This is a genomic window from Actinomadura sp. NPDC000929 (assembly GCF_040492065.1).
Classification (GTDB): domain Bacteria; phylum Actinomycetota; class Actinomycetes; order Streptosporangiales; family Streptosporangiaceae; genus Spirillospora; species Spirillospora verrucosospora.
Genome location: NZ_JBEUPA010000001.1, coordinates 141,749 through 159,388 on the forward strand (window position 1 = coordinate 141,749; position 17,640 = coordinate 159,388).

Annotated in this window: 13 protein-coding genes; 3 read left to right on the plus strand and 10 right to left on the minus strand. The window is 70.9% G+C overall.

Features of this window, described 5'->3' with window-relative positions:
• Positions 1 to 37: 37 nt before the first annotated feature.
• The 4 genes from ABWI04_RS00615 to ABWI04_RS00630 form a co-directional block, all read right to left on the minus strand.
• A complete protein-coding gene (locus ABWI04_RS00615; RefSeq protein ID WP_353830989.1) occupies positions 38 to 4,642 on the minus strand; it encodes an RICIN domain-containing protein in 4,605 nt (1,534 codons plus the stop codon).
• 443 nt (positions 4,643 to 5,085) lie between these two features.
• Positions 5,086 to 6,201: a polysaccharide pyruvyl transferase family protein gene (locus ABWI04_RS00620; RefSeq protein WP_353830990.1), complete on the minus strand. Its 1,116-nt coding sequence runs from the start codon at positions 6,199 to 6,201 to the stop codon at positions 5,086 to 5,088.
• A gap of 78 nt (positions 6,202 to 6,279) precedes the next feature.
• A complete protein-coding gene (locus ABWI04_RS00625) occupies positions 6,280 to 7,464 on the minus strand; it encodes a VWA domain-containing protein (protein WP_353830991.1) in 1,185 nt (394 codons plus the stop codon).
• A 125-nt stretch (positions 7,465 to 7,589) separates the two neighbouring features.
• Entirely contained in the window at positions 7,590 to 8,708 is a 1,119-nt protein-coding gene (locus tag ABWI04_RS00630) for a cupin domain-containing protein (protein WP_353830992.1), read from the minus strand.
• Between the two features lie 112 nt (positions 8,709 to 8,820).
• Here ABWI04_RS00630 and ABWI04_RS00635 point away from each other — a divergent pair, with 112 nt between their 5' ends.
• The gene (locus ABWI04_RS00635) at positions 8,821 to 9,612 is read left to right on the plus strand and encodes an HpcH/HpaI aldolase family protein (protein ID WP_353830993.1); all 792 of its coding nucleotides are present in this window, start codon (positions 8,821 to 8,823) and stop codon (positions 9,610 to 9,612) included.
• A 27-nt stretch (positions 9,613 to 9,639) separates the two neighbouring features.
• Complete coding sequence (locus tag ABWI04_RS00640) at positions 9,640 to 10,629, plus strand: LacI family DNA-binding transcriptional regulator (protein WP_353830994.1); 990 nt, start codon at positions 9,640 to 9,642, stop codon at positions 10,627 to 10,629.
• Between the two features lie 17 nt (positions 10,630 to 10,646).
• On the opposite strand, the gene ABWI04_RS00645 is transcribed toward ABWI04_RS00640, so the two are convergent.
• The 3 genes from ABWI04_RS00645 to hisD are packed head-to-tail and all read right to left on the minus strand — an operon-like array spanning position 10,647 to position 13,463.
• Entirely contained in the window at positions 10,647 to 11,351 is a 705-nt protein-coding gene (locus ABWI04_RS00645; RefSeq protein ID WP_353830995.1) for an alpha/beta fold hydrolase, read from the minus strand.
• Positions 11,348 to 12,142 carry an SDR family NAD(P)-dependent oxidoreductase gene (locus ABWI04_RS00650; protein ID WP_345175895.1) on the minus strand — a complete coding sequence of 265 codons (795 nt, stop codon included), beginning with the start codon at positions 12,140 to 12,142 and terminating at the stop codon, positions 11,348 to 11,350. The genes ABWI04_RS00645 and ABWI04_RS00650 overlap by 4 nt, the downstream gene beginning before the upstream one ends.
• Positions 12,135 to 13,463, minus strand: a complete 1,329-nt coding sequence (gene hisD / locus ABWI04_RS00655; RefSeq protein ID WP_353830996.1) for a histidinol dehydrogenase — start codon at positions 13,461 to 13,463, stop codon at positions 12,135 to 12,137. The genes ABWI04_RS00650 and hisD overlap by 8 nt, the downstream gene beginning before the upstream one ends.
• A gap of 143 nt (positions 13,464 to 13,606) precedes the next feature.
• Here hisD and ABWI04_RS00660 point away from each other — a divergent pair, with 143 nt between their 5' ends.
• Positions 13,607 to 14,569, plus strand: coding sequence for a LysR family transcriptional regulator (locus ABWI04_RS00660; protein WP_345175900.1), 963 nt, complete (start codon positions 13,607 to 13,609; stop codon positions 14,567 to 14,569).
• On the opposite strand, the gene ABWI04_RS00665 is transcribed toward ABWI04_RS00660, so the two are convergent.
• Genes ABWI04_RS00665 through ABWI04_RS00675 form a run of 3 tightly spaced genes read right to left on the minus strand, consistent with a single transcriptional unit; the run spans position 14,562 to position 17,636 of the window.
• A complete protein-coding gene (locus tag ABWI04_RS00665) occupies positions 14,562 to 15,428 on the minus strand; it encodes a nitrilase-related carbon-nitrogen hydrolase (RefSeq protein WP_353830997.1) in 867 nt (288 codons plus the stop codon). The genes ABWI04_RS00660 and ABWI04_RS00665 overlap by 8 nt on opposite strands.
• A 43-nt stretch (positions 15,429 to 15,471) precedes the next feature.
• Positions 15,472 to 16,662 carry an ester cyclase gene (locus tag ABWI04_RS00670; protein ID WP_353830998.1) on the minus strand — a complete coding sequence of 397 codons (1,191 nt, stop codon included), beginning with the start codon at positions 16,660 to 16,662 and terminating at the stop codon, positions 15,472 to 15,474.
• The gene (locus ABWI04_RS00675) at positions 16,659 to 17,636 is read right to left on the minus strand and encodes an ABC transporter substrate-binding protein (RefSeq protein ID WP_345175904.1); all 978 of its coding nucleotides are present in this window, start codon (positions 17,634 to 17,636) and stop codon (positions 16,659 to 16,661) included. The genes ABWI04_RS00670 and ABWI04_RS00675 overlap by 4 nt, the downstream gene beginning before the upstream one ends.
• Positions 17,637 to 17,640: the final 4 nt, after the last annotated feature.

A 17,640-nucleotide genomic window follows, 5' to 3' on the forward strand; every position in this document is an offset into this window, starting at 1 on the left:
TGATGTCAGTAGGAATCCGTCAGCCGGCCGCGGGCGGTCAGGTGTCGGGGCATTGAAGGGTGGACTCGTCGTAGGTGCACGGCAGTGGGGGGGTGCCGTACGGTGTGTCGATCTCTTGGGCGATCGCGAACCTCGTGAGCTCGTCCTCGGCCAACGCTCCGTTGAAGACCCATACGTCGTCGATCAGGCCGGTGAAGTACTCCCGGTTGGGGGCGGCGTCGCCGGTCTGGCCGTCGGCGAGGCGGCGGCCGATCTGCACCGGACCGGTCGCGTTGAAGCCGGTCACGCCCGTCCTGGCGGAGGTGTTGGTCTCGCTGGCGTCCACGGTGCCGTTGACGTAGAGAGACATCGTGCCCGTGGCGGCGTCGTAGGTCAGTGCCAGATGGTCGGGGCCGGAGTTGGTGCAGACGTTGCAGGACTGGCCGTGGTAGGCGGTGAGCCGGACTGGGTTGTCCCCGTCCTTGTCCGGCATTTCGATCTCCCACTTGCCGATGTACTCGTCGGCCGGGTCGTCGCGGTCGGGGTCCCAGTTGGGGTTCTTGGCAACGCGGGGGTTGAACCGGACGGTGAAGGCGCTCTGCTTGGTTCCCGCGGCGGAGAAGACCGTCATCGGGACGGTGGGCTTGGCCGCGTCCACCCAGCCGGCGACGGTGAAGCTGCCGTCGGTGCGCACGACCTGCCCCGTGTCCGCCCACTCGCCGCCGTCGGTGCGGGCACCGTCCAGTTGCAGGCACTGGCCGGTCAGCTGGACGCAGGTCTCCTCGTCGGTCTTGATCTCGGCACCGCCGTGAAGGGTGAGGCTGCGGCCGGCGCCGGAGTCGTCGGGAACCGCCACGTTCTGCCCGGCCGGGGCGTTGAGCCGCCACCGCGCCCGGGTGGTGGGCCGGTACCAGCCCGCCACGTTCTGCGCGGAAACGGCCCGGTCGAACACCCGGACGTCGTCGATCTCGCCGTTGAAGTACTCGGCCGGGCTGCCCGCGTTGAGGGTGCGGCCCATGGCGAACTTGCCGCGGCTGGTGGTCCAGGCCGACATGTCCGCGGTGCCTGGAGTGTTCTGCGGCTTGCCGTCGACGTACAGGGTGAGCTTCTTGGTGGTCGCGTCGTGGACGGCGACGAGGTGGGCCCACTGCCCGACCCGCACCTGCTCGTCTGACAGGACGGTCGTGACGGTGGCGTCCGTGCCCTCCTTGGAGCGGACGACGGCGGCCCACTTGTTGGTCCAGTTCGCCTGGCCGCGTGTGCCGCCGATGTACTTCAGCTGGAGCGCCGCCTGGGTCTGGCCGTCCTGGCTGACGATTGTCTGGTAGCCCTCGTCCTTGTTGAGTTTCGCCCAGACCGAGACCGAGAAGCTCTTGGCGGGGTTGATCAGAGGGACGCCCGTCTCGGCATATCCGAACGTGCTCGGGTCGTTGTCGGAGTTCAGCTTCAGCGCGTCCGAACCGACCCGTGCGGGGTTGCCGGTGGAGAAGTCCGTGCCCGCCATGGTGGCGGTGTTGACCGAGGTGATCTTCCAGGTCTGGTGGTCGCTGCCGTCGCAGTCCCACTGGGCGACCGTGGCGCCGTCGTCCTGCGAGACGCTCCGCACGTCCACGCACCGGCCGCTGCGCTTGGACACCAGCGCGAAGCCCTCACCTTGCTTCTTCTTCGTCCAGATCTGGTTCGTGGTGTCGTAACATCCCCACTGCCACACCTGGGCCCCATTGCCGTCGGCCCCGACGTCAGCGCACTTGTTGCTGTTGACATTGACGATCTTGTAGTCGTCACCGCCCATCGGATCCAGCCGCCAACGCTGACTCAAATGACCGTCACACTCTTGCTGCACGGTCTTGCCCGTCGGACCGTTCTCGAGCGACCGCCCGGCGACATCGAAGCACTTACCGCTGTGCCCGGCGACGAAGCTGTAGGTGTTGTTGACCGAGGTGACCTTCCAGGTCTGGTTGGCGTCCTCCTGGTCGCAGTCCCACTGGACGACGGTGGCGTCGTTGTCCTGCGAAGCGCTGAACACGTCCATGCACCGGCCGCTGCGCTTGGACACCAGCGCGAAGCCCTCACCCTGCTTCTGCTTCGTCCAGATCTGATTGGTGGTGTCGTAACAGCCCCACTGCCAGACCTGCGCACCGTTCCCATCAGCGCCAACGTCCGCGCACTTGTTGCTGTTGACGTTGACAAGCTTGTAATCGTCCCCACCCATCGGAGCAAGCCGCCAACGCTGACTCAAATGACCATCGCACTCGAACTGCACGGTCTTACCCGTCGGCCCGTTCTCCGTCGTCCGCCCGCTGACGTCGAAACACTTGCCGCTGTGCGACGCGACGATCTGGAAGGTGTCGCTGCCGGTGATCTCGTTGAGCAGGACCTTGGAGCCCCTGGGATCGTCGAGCCGCCAGTGGGCCTCTTCGGCGGTCATGTTCCGGACGCGGAACTGGTAGGTGAGGGCGTTGCCCTGGCGGCCCGCACGGTCCACCGCCCACACGTTCAGCTTCCAGTCACCCTTGACGGCGGGAACCTTGGAGAAGGCGCACTGCGTCGTGGTGCAACCCGGTGACAGGGGCGTCTCCAGGCTCTTCCACTCGATCGGTTCGGCAGCTCCGCCGGGCGGGGTGAACTGAAGGCCGAACTTCTTGAGCGGTTCTCCGGCTCCTGCGGTGATGGTGAAGTCGCCGGCTTGGCCGACACCGTCGTGTTCGGCACCGTCCGCTGGGTACTTGGTGGAGGTGATGGTGGGTGCCGGAGGAGCGGCGTCATCGTAGACGAACCAGCACTTGTGGCCCTGACCGCCGACCGTGGTCGGAAAGTCGCTCCAGACGCCGGAGCCCTGCCAGTTGCGCCAATCGTCGTTCTCGAGGTTGTCCTTGAAGTCATGACCGCGGACCGCCCACGCGATCGGGATGTTCTTGGGAATGGCGCGCGAGCTCGCCAGACTGGACAGCGACTTGGTGAACGTCGTCCCCGAGTTGCCTCCGCCGGAATACAGCGGTGTGGAATCGGGCCCAAGCCCGCCGGCGCCGATGCGCCACTGGAAGTTCGCGCCGTTGGCGTCCCCCCAGCCGATGAGGAACTCGGCCTGGACGCGGTCGCTGCTCTGCGGATCGGTGATCTTGGCGGACATGGTCGGCCACACCCGCACGTACGGCTTGGCCGCGTCGTTCGCGCCACAGGGGTAGTAGCCGCCCTCGGCAAGCAGTTGGACGTTGGTGGGCGCCTTCGGCGGCAGGTTGTACAGCACGCGCAACACCGCGTCGTTGTTGAAACGCTTCCAGTACGCGGTGGAGCTTTCGCTGCCGGCCTTCATCCCCAGCCAGAGGGTGCCGCCGCCGTTCGCGGCGTTCTGCACTTCCTCTTTCAGCCGCGCGTCCTGGAGCAGGACCGTGTTGTTGGCGCAGCCAACGCCCTCGTTGCCGTAGTTGAAGCTCTTCTCGACGAGTTTGCGCTGCCAGAAGCCGGAGGCGTTCTGGGTGCTCCAACTGGTGGAGCCCCCGACTCCCTTGGTCTTCCACACCTCGGCTTCGGCGGGCGTGCAGTTGTAGGCACCGGTCTGGTACGGCTTGAACTCGACCGTCAGGATGTTGGTCTTCATGACCGCCGCCGGCAGCGTGAACTTGTAAAAGAGCCGCTTGGTGATGGTGCCGCCGCACTGGCCGCCCATGTAGGGGTCGCTGTCGGAGCAGTACCCCATCCCCTCGTCCTCCCACGAGGCGTCGGTGTACTTGGTCGACACCATTACCGCGGCGGACTCCCCCGGTCCCTGCCAGTCCGGGTCGATGTAGAGCGGATAAGTCGTACCCGCCCCGGTGAGCAGGCCCGCTTCGGGGACCAGGTTCAGCTTGCCCGGGCCGACGGACGTCTTGATGCGTGCCCGCTTCACTCCATCGGCCGGTGTCTCGGCCGCACGGGCGCGCTCGGCGAGCGTGGTCTTGCGGACGCCATTGGCGGCGCCCTTTCCCGACGAGTCCCACATCATGGGCTCGGCGGCCTTGAAGACCGTCCCACCGGCCGCCTGGTCCACCACCCGCAGACCGCCGGCGCCGTCGGCCTGCACTCGCATCCGATCGGCCTTCAAGCCCAGCTGGATCTGAGCCAGCCTCGGGTCCCGCGCGGCGGCCGGGGTCTTGACGACCAGGATGTGGCCGAACCCGCTGGGCTTGGCCCGCAGGACCAGGTCCACGTCGGGGAGGACGTTCTGGTAGGTCGCCGACTCCCCGTCCACGACCGGCGCCGGCAGCTTGCCGTGCGGCCAGGCGAGAGACATCGTCCGCCCGGCGCGGTTCATCGTCGCGAACGGACCGTCGCCTCCGCCGGAGAAGGCCAGTCCCACGGTCGTCGCCCCCGGGGCGATCATGCCATCGGGGCGCCGCCGCAACTTGGTGTCGATGGCGACCCACTTGCCGTCCCGCAGGGTGCGTACGGGCCGGGCGCTCATCGTCGCCTCCAGACGGCCGTCAGGCAACGCGCGCACCTCACGTTGCGGACTGGTCATCGAGGTGACGGTGACGGGTCGCTTCGACCTCAGCGCCGCCGCGACCGCATCCTGCTGGGAGGCCGCCGCCTCCGGCGCCTCCTTCGCGCGGGCGGCGGGCGTGGGCGCGACCTGGGGAATGGCCACCAGCGACAACGGCAGCGACAGAGCGAGCGCGGTCGCCATAGCAGTCCCAGTGAAGGGCCGACTTCGCATGTGATGCGACCTGGACTTTTGTGCCCGAAACCGACCCCGAAAGCCCACAGAGACCCCCGCCGCACATAAAGCCCCAATAAAGTCGCTTTAACGTAACGTGACCGATCGCGGCGCGAAAGAGACGGAACGATCAAGGATTTGTGATCTACATCACACAGGAATCGGTAACCCGGTCGCCCGAACTGGGCGTCCTCCACGCACCGCCTCACGCCAGCGATCACGAATCGCTACTGAGAGTCATCTCTCTTCTCGGGTGAGGGTCGGCGGGCATTCTGCAGATATTGGCCTACAAGACAAGGCTTTTTTTGTGCGGGCGAACGGTCTTACTGTGGTTAATCGGCGGTCGGGCATGTGCGCGGCCATGAAAGATGAGCTTCACTTCCGCGCACGTCCCGCCATTACCGGTAGGCCCCTCAGGAGCCGTAGATCTTGGCGGCGAGCGCGGCTTTGGCCTTGCTCAGCTCGCCGGTGACCGTCGGCGAGAGACCGCCCCCGGATGGCCGCTCTGGCACCGTCCCAGCGTCGCTGATGGTCCAGCCGGTGCCGAGCTGCGCCAGGGAACGGTGCTTGACCGGGTAATAGTCCTCGTTCACCGCGACAGCGACGCCGGCCGCCCCCGCCGCGGCCGCGAGCAGATGCGGGTGGAAGCGGGTGGAGATCCAGATCTGCTCGGGACCGGCCGGGAGACCGTGCTTCCAGACACCCGTGAACGGATAGAACCGCGCACCAGGCAGGTCGGGTTCGAGCAGGTCGAAGACGGCCCGATCGACGCCGGGTATGCCCTCGACCACTCCGATCCGGTCCGGTGGCACGTCCCAGGCGCGCAGCGTGTCCGATACGAAGGCGGCCAGTGCCGGCCGCGGCATCGCCAGCAGGTCCGACTGCAGGCACAGCATGATCTCGCGCAGTGGCTCGGCGGGCTTGCGGTACAGGTGGGGGCCGAGGGCCAAGAAGATGTCGTCGCAGGTGGTGCTGACGGCCGTCGCATTGCCGAGGAGCCGGGTGGACGGTTCGTCCCGTACGTCGGCCAGTTCGAACCCGGCCGCGAGCCGGGGCAGCAGGCGCTCGCCGTGCGCGGGCCCCGGCCACAGTCCCTGCCCGGTCATCACGGCACGGCCACCGGATCGCTCGACCGCGCCCGTGGCGGCGGCCAGCAGCCCGTAGTGCCTGGGCCAGATTGCGGTGACGTATCCCCCGCCGATGAGGTGCACCACCTCGGCGGTGCCGGCCAGTTCGATGCCGGGGGCGAACCGGACGGCCATCGGCGGGTTGCGCATGGCCTGGCGCACCCAGTGCGCCACTTCCCATGCGTCCTCGGACGGGGCCTCCCAGCACAGCCGCCAGAACGTGTCGGTGAAGTGCACCTTCGGGTGGAGGCCCCCGAGCAGGACTGCCGCAGGGCCGGGGTTCGGGCAGTCCAGCCACACCTCTTGTTCGGGCGCGACCGCAGCCAGATGCCGCAGCCAGGCCGCGGCAATCAACTCGTCCCCGTAATTAGGGAAACCGGTGGTACCGACCAGATAGTACATCTGCGAAGATTATCCGCCCTGCTCCCATGAGGTACCGATCCCAAAGGCCCCCGGGTCGATCGCAAGTGTTGGCTTCGCTCAGTTTGAGCCTAGGGGGATGCCTTGGGTTTTTGCTGCGTTCAGCCAGGTGGGGAACTCGGAGAGGATGCGCTGGTAGAGCTCTGTGTCGGTGATGGTGGCTATGTCGTCCACCGCGAAGAAGCCGGCGTTGTCGACGAGGCGGCCGTCGAGGGTGTCCAGCTTTTCCAGAATTCCGTACCTGCCGTGGCCGAGGCCGATGAACTGCCAGAAGACCGGCCGGTCCGACGCCTCGCGCAGGAGGCGGGCGATCTGGGCGCTCTTGGCCACGCCGCCGTCGGAGAAGAACAGCACCAGGACCGGTTCGCCCGGACGGGTCTCGTAGTAGGCGAGGATGTCCTCGATCACCTGGGGCTCGTTGTTGCGGCCGCCGAGGCTGACCCGGCTCCCGTCGGCGGCGACGGCCTCGTGCAGGCGCACGTTGTCCCGCGTCCACGCGCCGATCTCGGCGACCCGCAGCGGGGGGAGCCGGGCGAACTCCGTCGCGAAGATCCACGCGTCCAGGGCGCCGTCGTCGTCCACCTGCAGGGCGATCGCCGCCATCCGCTCGACGATCTCGGCGACCACGCCCTCCTTGAAGAGCCTGCGCATGGAACCGGAGGCGTCCAGCGCGACGGCGACGCGGGCCCGCAGCCCGCCGATGCCCTTCTTCTCCAGCGAGACGCGGACGGTCTCCTTGCGCAGCGAGATCCGCTCCGGCAGGTCGGCCTCGACCGGCGGTTCGCCGGTCACGTCCACGCCGAGGTCGGTGGCGAGGCCGGCGAGGCCGCTCGCCCATCCCTGCCCGACCGCCCTGAGCTTCCACGCGCCCGCGCGCCGGTACACCTCGACGACGACCGCCACCGTCTCCCCCTCCGCCATCGCCGGGGCCTCGAACCGGGGGCCTCCGTGCACACCGGCGCGCAGGGTGACGCCGTCGAACGTCCCCGGGCCGTCCACGCTGGCGACGAGCGCGATGGTCGAGACGTCATCGGGGACCGCGTCCGGGTCGATGACGATCTCGGCGCCCTCCAACCGGACCCCGTCCTGAGCGGGATGGTTGAAGAAGACCAGGTCGTCGTCCGACCGGACCCGCCGGTCATCGCCCAGGAGGACCGCCGAAACGTCGATCGGCGTTCCGGCGGCGGACACGGCGACCCTGACACGGCCGCCGTCCAGCGCGGCGTTCTCCCCCTTGCGCAGCATCGCCCGCTCCCTCCCCCGCCCTACGCCCGGAACCCTCATAACGTCCGACGCCGGCCGCTGATGCGGGGTTGGCAACCGGCTCCCGAGTCCCGGGGAAGCACCGGATATGCGCCCGGTCCGCCGGCTCAGGCGTGCAGGAGGTCGACGGCGGCCGTGTAGCCGTTCGGGTCGATCACGGTGCCCTGCTGCTCGGCCAGGGAGGTGACGGCGGGATCCCAGCGGAGGCGGGTGCGGCCCTCGCCGCCGGTGATGACGACCATCTCCCCCGTTTCGGGGGCGATGCTCTCGAAGCGCCGCCAGGCTCCGACCGGGATCGAGAGGGTGTCGTAGGGGCCGAGCTCCGTGGAGACCGGGTTCTCCCGGTTCAGGGTGATCCGCCAGCGGCCGCCGGTGACGATCAGCACCTGGGACTCGTCCACCGCGTGGGTCGACATGCCGCGTCCGGTGGCCGCGCGCAGGCGGGCGAGGCTGAAGCCGTGGGGGTCGGCGAGGCGCGGATGCTGGTCGCGGTCCTCGGTGATCCCGTAGCCGACGACGGCGGCCAGTTCGGCGCCGCCGGTCTCCAGGGCGGAGTCGAGGAACGGGGCCGTCGACCAGCGCAGGTCGGACGGGCGGGCCAGGCGCGTGCGCATCTCCTCGACGCCGATCCTGCGGAGCGTGGCGAGCTGGGCGTCGGTCAAGGGGCGCTTCAGCTCCACCCCTTGCGGGTACTCGCCCGGTTCGGTCTCGATGAGCCGGTTGTCCGAGGTGAGGTGCAGGCCGTACTCGGCGGCCTTCTCCAGGACGGACGGCGCCCAGATCAGGCCGCCGGAGCGGTCGCGTCCGAGGGCGGTGAACAGGAACGCGTCGTCGGTGCCGACGCTGGTGAAGCCTCGAAACACCCAGGTCGGGATCGAGATGACGTCGCCGGGACGGACGGTCACCTCGCCGTCGTCGCCGTGGACGCCCCAGCGGAACCGCCATTCGCCCGCCATGCAGACGAAGACCTCGGCGGTGAAGTGGAGATGCAGGTTGTTGGTGACGCCGGCCGGCATCGCCGCCGCGCCCAGGTTGAAGCCGTGCGGCGCGGTGACCGGGACGGCCTGCTCGGCGTTCTCGGAGACGCCCGGCCCGATCATCGGATAGTTGACCTTGCCTTCGGAGCCGGGGATCTTCGTGTCGATGAAGGCGGCGGTGTCGGCGGTGAGGTCCTTGCGCAGGATCGTCCGGGAGGCGAGTTCGGCGGCGGACACCTCGGGGGGCATGGCCTTGATCCTTTCATGCAAACGTATGCGTAGAACTTTACGATTGCAGCGAGGAAGTACGTTGTCAACAGCGTGCTAACGTATGCACAGCTTTCACAGAGAGGCGGAGCACATGCGCGACAACCGGCTCAAGGAGCTCTTCGGCGCGGGCGAGACCGTGGTCAACGCGTGGGTGTCGGCCGGCAGCGCCTATCTCGCCGAGACCCTCTCGTACTCGGGGTTCGACTCGGTGACCGTGGACCTCCAGCACGGCATGTTCGGGCTGGACACCGCCGTGCACCTGATCCAGGCCGTGTCCGCGGGGCCCGCCGTCCCCCTGGCGCGCACCCCGGCGCTCGACGCCGCCGTGATCGGCAAGCTGCTGGACGCGGGCGCGTACGGGATCATCTGCCCGGCCGTGGACGATCCCGACCAGGCGGCGCGGTTCGTCGCGATGTGCCGGTACCCGCCGAGGGGCGTGCGCAGTTACGGGCCGGCCCGCGCGAACCTCGCCCAGGTCTCCGGATACGTCGAGCGGGCCGACGAGCGGATCCTGACCTGGGCGATGGTCGAGTCGCGGGCCGCCCTCGACCAGGTGGAGGCGATCGCGGCCACGCCCGGCCTGGACGGGGTCTTCGTCGGTCCGAACGATCTCGCTCTCGCGCTGGGCGTCGAGCCCGGGCTGGCCGTTCCGCCGCCCGAGGTCGACGCGGCGCTGGGGCGGATCGCCGAGGCCGCGCACGCGGCCGGGGTGATCGCGGGCGCCTTCGCCGCCGGCACCGAGGCCGCGCTGCGGCTCACCGAGCGGGGCTACGCTTTCGTGACGCCGGGCGGCGACATGGCCCTCCTGCGGCGGGCCGCGTCGGAGGCCGTCGCGGCCGTGCGGGGGACGGCGGCGACCACGGCGCCGTCCGGCGGATACTGACCCGCAGGGCGGCGGAGGGAGGAACGGATGCGGGTGACGAGCCTGGACGTGGCGCGCGCCGCCGGGGTGTCGCAGTCCACGGTCTCGCGGGCGCTACGCGGCCATCCGGGCATTCCACCCGAGACCGCACGGCGCGTCCGGGAGGCGGCGGCACGGTTGCGCTACGTCCCGAGCGACCGGGCCCGCGACCTGGTCACGCGCAGCAGCCGCCGCATCGCCATGGTCGTCGATCTCGACAATCCGCTGTGGTCGCTGCTGGTGGGGCGGCTGTGCGACGAGCTGGACCGGCGCCACTACCGGCTCTCCCTGATCGCCGAGCACGGCGATCCGGACGACATCGAGTCGCAGCTGCTCGGCGGCACGGTGGACGGCGTGATCGTCTCCACCGCGTCGCGGGACTCGCGGCTCCCGGGGGTGCTGCGCGAGCGCGGGGTGCCGGCGGTGCTGCTGCACCGCTACGCCGAGGACGTTCCGCTCGACGCCTGCGTCGCCGACGACCGGCTCGGCGCGCGGCTCGGCACCCGGATCCTGCTGGAGGCGGGTCACCGCGAGGTCGGCGCGCTGCTCGGGCCGCGCACGGCGAGCACGGCGCGGGAGCGGGAGGACGGCTACCGGTCCGCGCTCGCGGAAGCCGGGATCGCCCCCGACCCGGCGTGGGTCCGGCACGGCGGGTTCGACTTCGAGCACGGGCGTTCGGCGGTGGCGGCGATGGCCGCGGAGGGGCGGCTCCCGCAGGCGCTGTTCTGCGCCAACGACACGATCGCCCTGGGGGCGATGAACGGCGCGCACGAGCTCGGGCTGCGGGTGCCGGGCGATCTCGCCCTCGTGGGCTTCGACGATCTGGAGCAGGCGGCGTGGCCGCTGGTCGGGCTGACCACGCTGCGCGTGCCGTTCGACGACATGCTGCGCAGCGCCGTGGACCGGCTCCTGGAGAGGATCGCGGGGGACGACGGCGGGCCGCGGCGCGTCGTCCACCCCGTGGAGCCGGTCCTGCGCACCTCGCACACGCGCGGCTGACCGGGCGGGCCGCCGCGTCACCTCGCGAGCCAGCCGCGGAGGTGGGCGGCGACCTCGCCGGGGCACTCCAGAGGGGACATGTGCCCGCAGCCCGGGACGACCTCGTGCCGCGCCGTGCGGATCGGCTCGGCGAGGTCCCGCTGGAGGGTCGGCGGGCTCACCTCGTCCAGCTCACCGCTCAGTACCAGAACCGGGACGTCGATCGCGGCCAGCGAGGGGTGGAGGTCGATCCGCGATTCCTGGGCGCGGAGCTGCCGCAGCAGGCCGTCCGGCCCCACGGTCCCGGCCATGCTCTCGTTGCGGGAGACCAGGCGGGGGTCGGCGCGGCGGACGGCGGGCAGCGTGGCCCTCGCCAGCTCGGCGGCGACCGCCGCGAACTCGCCTCGCCCGACGCGCTCGGCGAGCCGCGCCCATCCGGCGCGCTGGGCGGGCGAGCCCGCGCCGGCGCTGGTGTTGAGCAGCGCCAGCCGGGTGACGCGGGCGGGGGCCCGCCGCACGACCTCCAGAGCGACGATGCCGCCGAGCGAATGGCCGGCCAGCGCGAACCGCGCGGGCGACCGGTCGAGCACCCGCGAGGCGAGCCCGGCGATCGAGTCGTCGAGGTCGACGCGCGTGCGCAGGACGTTCGTCTCCGGTCCGAGCGCCGCGACCACGCCGTCCCACACCGTGGCGTCGCCGAGCATGCCGGGAAGCAGCACCAGCGGGCCGGCGCCGCCGCTCACCGCGCGACCATCCCGGCGGACAGGTCGATGTCGGCGCAGTGCAGGCCCGACATCATCAGCATCGCCACCACGGCGCGCCCGACCTCCTCCTCTTCGAGGAGACGGCCGAGCGCGGCGCGGGAGGCGAACGCCGTCTCGGCCTCCTGCTCGGTGATGCCGAGACGGGCGGCCTCCAGCCGGAAGTTGCGCTCCATGCGGGGGCCGCGGACGGGCCCCGGCGACAGCGAGTTGACCCGGATGCCGAGCGGGCCCACCTCCGCGCCGAGGGTGGTGGTGAGGCCGATCACGGCCATCTTCGAGGCGGTGTAGGGGGTGCGCATCGCCAGCGGGCGCTTGCCGCTGACCGACGCGATGTTGATGATGTCGCCGGAGCCGCGGGCGAGCAGGGCGGGGATCAGCGCGCGGCAGACGAGGTAGGTGCCGCGCACGTTGGCGGCGAACACCGCGTCCCACTCGTCCGGCTCGATCTCGGTGAGCGGCCTGACCGGTCCGGCGACGCCCGCGCAGTTCACCACGATGGACACGTCCTCGCCGGCGACCGCCGACGCCAGGTCCGCCACCGAGCCGGCGTCGGCGACGTCGGCCTCGACGACGCGGGCGCCGGCGCCGCGGGCGGTCAGCAGCCGGGCCGTCTCCTCCAGGTTCGCCCGCGTGCGCCCGGCGCCGACCACCCGGACCCCGGCGTCGCCGAGGGCGAGGGCGATGGCGCGGCCGAGGCCGTTGCCGGCGCCGGTGACCAGCGCCGTCCGGCCGCGCACGCCGTCGAGCACGTCGCCCGGGACGTCAGGCATCGGCGCGCACCCCGGTGAAGGCGTGGTCGCTCCACGGCAGCGTTCCGCCCCGGTACTTCGCCGTGCGGACGTCGCCGGAGCGGGCGTGGCCCTCGAACAGCTCCACCCGGGCGGCGCGGCCGCACACCTCGCCGAGCGTCGCGCTGGACTCGGTGTCGGTCACCTCCTGGTAGGTGACGGTCTTGAGGTACTTGCCGACCCACAGGCCGCCGGTGAACCGGGCGCTGCCCCTGGTGGGCAGCACGTGGTTGGTGCCGATCACCTTGTCCCCGTACGACACGCAGGTGCCCTCGCCGAGGAAGAGCGCGCCGTAGTCGTGCATCTTCGCCAGGGCCTGGCGCGGTTCGCGGGTGAGGACCTGGACGTGCTCGGAGGCGAAGGTGTCGGCGACGGCGAAGGCCTCGTCCAGGTCGTCCACCACGAGGACCTGCCCGTGGTCGCGCCAGGCCGGGGCGGCGAAGTCGCGGGTGGGCATGTCGCCGAGGAGCCGCTCCACGTGCGCCATCGCCCTGCGCGCCACCTGCTCGCTGGTGGTGACGAGCACCGCCGGCGAGTCGGGTCCGTGCTCGGCCTGGCTCAGCAGGTCGACGGCCACGACGAACGGGTCGGCGGCGTCGTCGGCGATCACGAGGATCTCGGTGGGCCCGGCGAACAGGTCGATGCCGACCTCGCCGAACAGCTGCCGCTTGGCCTCGGCGACATAGGCGTTGCCCGGTCCGGCGATCATGTCGACCCGCTCCATGGACTCGGTGCCGATCGCCAGCGCCGCCATCGCCTGGACGCCGCCCAGCAGGTGGATCTCGTCCGCTCCGGCGAGGTGCATCGCGGCGACGGTGGCGGCGGGCACCTCGCCGCGGATCGGCGGTGTGCAGGCCGCCACCCGCGAGACCCCGGCGACCTTCGCGGTCACGATCGTCATGTGCGCGGACGCGGTGAGCGGGTACCGCCCGCCGGGCACGTAGGCGCCGACCGCGCGGACCGGCAGGTTGCGCTGGCCGAGGCGCACCCCGGGCAGCGTCTCCATCTCGAAGTCGGTGATGGAGGCGCGCTGCCGCTCGGCGAAGGCGCGGACCTGCCCCTGGACCCACTCGATGTCCTCGATGACCTGCTGGGGCACCCGCGCGACGATCTCGTCGATCTGGCCCGGGGTCAGCCGGAAGGCGGCGGGGGTCCAGTCGTCGAAGCGGGCGGAGTACTCGCGGACCGCCGCGTCCCCGCGGGCGCGGACGTCGTCGAGGATGCCGCGGACGGTCTGCGCGACGCGGCCGTTGTCGGCGGCGATCTGCTCGGAGGCGACGGCCTCCTTCAGAAAGGTGATCATTTCGTCCTTCGGGCGGAGGGGGGTGGAGACGGGAGGGACTCGTCCGCGGGCGCCCGGCGGGGAATGCGTCCCATGGACAGGCTAGGGAGCGCGACAGAACAGGACTAGACCGACTTATCCCACATTTGCCATAGGGTTCCCCTGTGACTCTGAACCAGCTGCGCGCGTTCCTGCTCACCGTCCGGACGGGATCCTTCACCGCCGCCGCGGCGGAGCTGAAGATGGCGCAGGCGTCGGTGTCGGAGCTCATCCGCCGGATGGAGGAGGAGGCCGGGCTGGCGCTGTTCATCCGGGGCGGCCGCCGCCTCGTGCTGACCTCGGCCGGCGCGGAGCTGCTGCCGTTCGCCGAGCAGGCCGTCTCCTCGGTGGACGAGGGGCGCGCGGCGCTGCGGTCCATCGGCTCCCTGGACGGCGGCGAGGTGACCTTCGGCCTGCTGCGCAACGCCTCCTTCTACCTGCTGCCCGACCTGGCCCAGCAGTTCCACGAGGCGTTCCCGAACGTCCGGCTCCGGCTCGTCGGGCAGAACTCCAGCGAGGTCGCCGCGGCCGTCTCCAAGGGAGAGCTGGAGGCCGGCCTGGTCGTGCTGCCGGTGGACGACGCGGGGCTGCGGGTGACGCCGCTCATCCGCGACGAGGTCTTCTACGCCAGCGCCGACCCCGAGCGGCTCGCGGCGCCCATGACGATCCGCCGCATGGCGGAGGCCGACCTGGTCATGTACGACGCCCGGTACGGCTGGTCCGACCCGACCCGCCGCCAGATCGCCGAACGGGCCCAGCTGGAGGGGCTGCGGATCGACCCGATCATCGAGGTGGAGCACGTGGAGGCGGCGCTGGCCCTGGTCGCCCGGGGCGTCGGGGACACGTTCATCTCCCGGGCCGTCGCCGACAGCCCGTTCTGCCCGCCCGAGGTCGGGACCGTCCCGTTCGCCGAACCGCTGTACGACACCATCGCCTTCATCCAGCGCACCTCGTCGGTGCTGTCGCCGGGGGCCCGGGAGCTGGCGCGGCGCGCGCGGAGCACCCTGCTGGCCGGGATCAACGACCCGGCCCAGCGCGTCTACCCGGCGACGGGAGGGACGGCCAGGCGCCGCCCCGGCGTCAGCTGACCTCGGCGCCGCCGGGCGACGCGTGACCTGGCCGCACGATCTCCCCGTACAGCTCGGGCCGCCGGTCGGCGATGACGTCGGCCAGGTCGGTGAGCCGCTTGGCTCGTGCCGCGGGGAGGTCGAGGTCGGCCGTCGCGTGGCCGTCCTGCGCGTCGGTGCTCGCCCGGACCCAGCCGTCCGGGTCGACGAGGGAGGTGCCCCGCGTCCACCGCTCCCCGCGTTCCAGCCCGGAGCGGTCGCAGCAGGCGACGAAGACGCGGCTGGCCCGGGCGGCGGCCATCGCGGCCACCACCTCCGGCGGGCGCTCGCCGTCCGGGCGCGGCACCACCGGCCAGTTCGTCGGCACCGCGACGAGGTCGGCGCCCCGCAGCGCCAGGGCGCGGGGCATCTCGGGGAACTCCAGGTCGTAGCAGATCAGCACGCCGATCCGGCCGTACGCGGTGTCGAGCACGGGCGGTTCCGCGCGGCCGGGCGTGAACAGCGTCTTCTCGCGGTCCCACAGGTGGACCTTTCGGTAGACGGCGCGCACCCCCGTTCCGTCCAGCACCATGGCGCTGTTGTGGACGAGGCCGTCCGGGCCCCTCTCGCAGAATCCGGCGACGACCACGGCGTCGCCCTGGGCCGCTTCGTCCGACCACGCCGCCAGCCGCGGATCGTCCGCGCCGATGGACGCGGCCCGGGCCGCCTCCGCGCTCGCGAACAGATAGCCGGAGGTCGCCAACTCGGGAAGCACGACGATCCGCGCGCCGTTCGCGACGGCGGCGCGGATCGCCGAACGGGCGCGCCGGATGTTGCCGGCCAGGTCGCCGAGGACGGGCGCGAGCTGCACGCACGTCACCCGGGTCACCGTCGATGCCATCTCCATGTCCCCCGATCGCCCTCCATGTCCCCCGATCGCCGGGTCAGAGCAGCGCGGCGGGCTCGTCCCGGAGGAGTTGCGCCATCACGTCGAACTCGTTGAACAGCGCCCACTCCTCAACGATCTCACCGTTCCGGACGTACAGCTGCGACATGCCCCAGATGTGCACCTGGCGGCCCGTCGGCGCGCCGTACAGCGAGTAGCCCTTGTGGGTGCCCGCGCCGCCCCAGCGCACGCTGACCCTGTAGCCCTCGTCCGGATTGCCCATCCAGTAGACCTCGTCGACGTGGACGCCGAGGTCCGGGAACGTCGCCAGCAGCGCGCGGGCCATCGACCTCACCTGCGCCCTGCCGTACCCCTGCCGGTTGGTGGCGCCGTACCAGCGGACGTTCTGCGCGTAGAACCGGTCGACGGTGCTCAGGTCGCGGCGGTTGTAGGTGTTGTGGAAGAGGGCGCGGACCCACTCCTCCACGTCGAACGGGCCGGAGGTGTCGGGCTCGGCCACGGCGACGGGCTTGCGCCCGCCCCGCAGCCGTTCCACCTCGGTCTGCTCGCGTTCGGTGTACGGCCGCAGCGCGCCGGCGTTGCCGAACTCCCGCGCGCAGGCCGCCACGTCGAGGCCGAGCTGCTGCAGCTTGGCCGCGGTGTTGTAGAGGACCCACTCCTCGTAGATCTCGTTGTCCCTGATGACGCAGTTGGCGATGACCCAGGTGTTGAGGCGGCGGTGGGTCGGCGGGCCCCACCGCCAGTGGCCGGTGTGGTCGCCGATGTTCAGCGCGCGGTGGGACGTGACGAAGCCCTGCTCGTCGTCGCCCGCCCAGATCACCTCGTCGGCGTAGTGCCGCATGTTGGGGAAGGCGGCGATCGCCTGGATCGTTCCAGCGACCATCTCCTCGATGCCGTGCCGCGGGCCGCTGTCGTCGAACACGCGGCAGCCCGGCGCGTAGGTGTCGTAGATGTAGCCGATGTCCTGGTCTTCCCAGATGCGGTGCGTGATCCGGACGATGTAGTCGACGATGTCGGTGTAGTGGTCCTCGAACCCGCGCAGCGACTGCTTCCGCCGGCTGTAGTCGCCGTCGGGAAGGGTGGCGCCGCGGCCCTCCGACAGGGCGATCGAGAAGTCCGCGGGCATGACGCGTCCGGTGGAGGACATCTCCGGCGCGGGCCGCGGGGACTTCTCCCCACCGCGCGGCTCCCCGGACTCGATGGGCACGTCCCGGCCGGTCTCCGTCACTTGCCGCACTCTTTCTTGTACACGTACTTCTGCACTTCCGGCGTGGCCAGGTTCTCGGGGGTCGCGAAGACGAGATCGGAGTTCTGGTCGCGCGGCACCGGCTTGCCCGCCACCGCGTCCAGAGCCGACTGCACGCCGATCTGGCCCTCCTGGTAGGGGTGCTGGACGATGGTCCCGGCCATCTGCTTGCCGTTGAGCGCCGTCTCGATGGGCCCGGAGATGTCGAAGCCGATGAGCTTGACCTTCCCCGTCCTTCCCGATTCACGCAGGCCGGTGACGGCGCCCTCCGAGTTGGTGGTCGACATGGCGTAGATGCCGGTGAGCCTCGGGTTGGACGAACTGGCGCTGGAGGCGATCGAGGACGCCTTGGCGGTCTCGTTCTTGCTGTACTGGGTGCCGAGGTACTTCATCCCCGGGTACTTCTTCAGCTGGTCGGTGAACCCCTTGGCGCGCGCCTCGCCGAGCGGGTTGCCCGGGTCGTTGTTCAACCCCATGACCTCGCCCTTGCCGCCGGTGGCCTTCGCCATCTCGTCCGCGGCGAGCGCGCCGCCCTTGAGGTTGTTGGAGATGATGTTGGTCGTCATGATCGAGCGGTCGTCCACGTCGCCGTCCACACCGATGATCTTGATGCCGGCGGCCTTGGCGAGCTTCAGCGGCGGGATCAGCGCCTTGGAGTCGGCCACCGAGATCATGATCGCGTCCGGCTTGTCCGCCACCAGCGCGTTGACGATCGCCGATTGCTTCGCGGGGTCGAACTCGGGCGGGCCCTGCACGTCCAGCTTGGCGCCGAGTTCCTTCGCCTTCTCCTGCGCCCCGCACGCGACGGTGTTGTAGAAGGGGATGCCGGTCACGGCCGGGACGTAGACGATCCGCTTCTGGCCCGAGGCCGCGTCCGCCCCGGAGCCGCAGGCGGTGAGGGCCAGGGCGGCCACCCCGGCCGCGGCGGACAGCCGCAACGCGGTGCTGTTTCTCATGAGG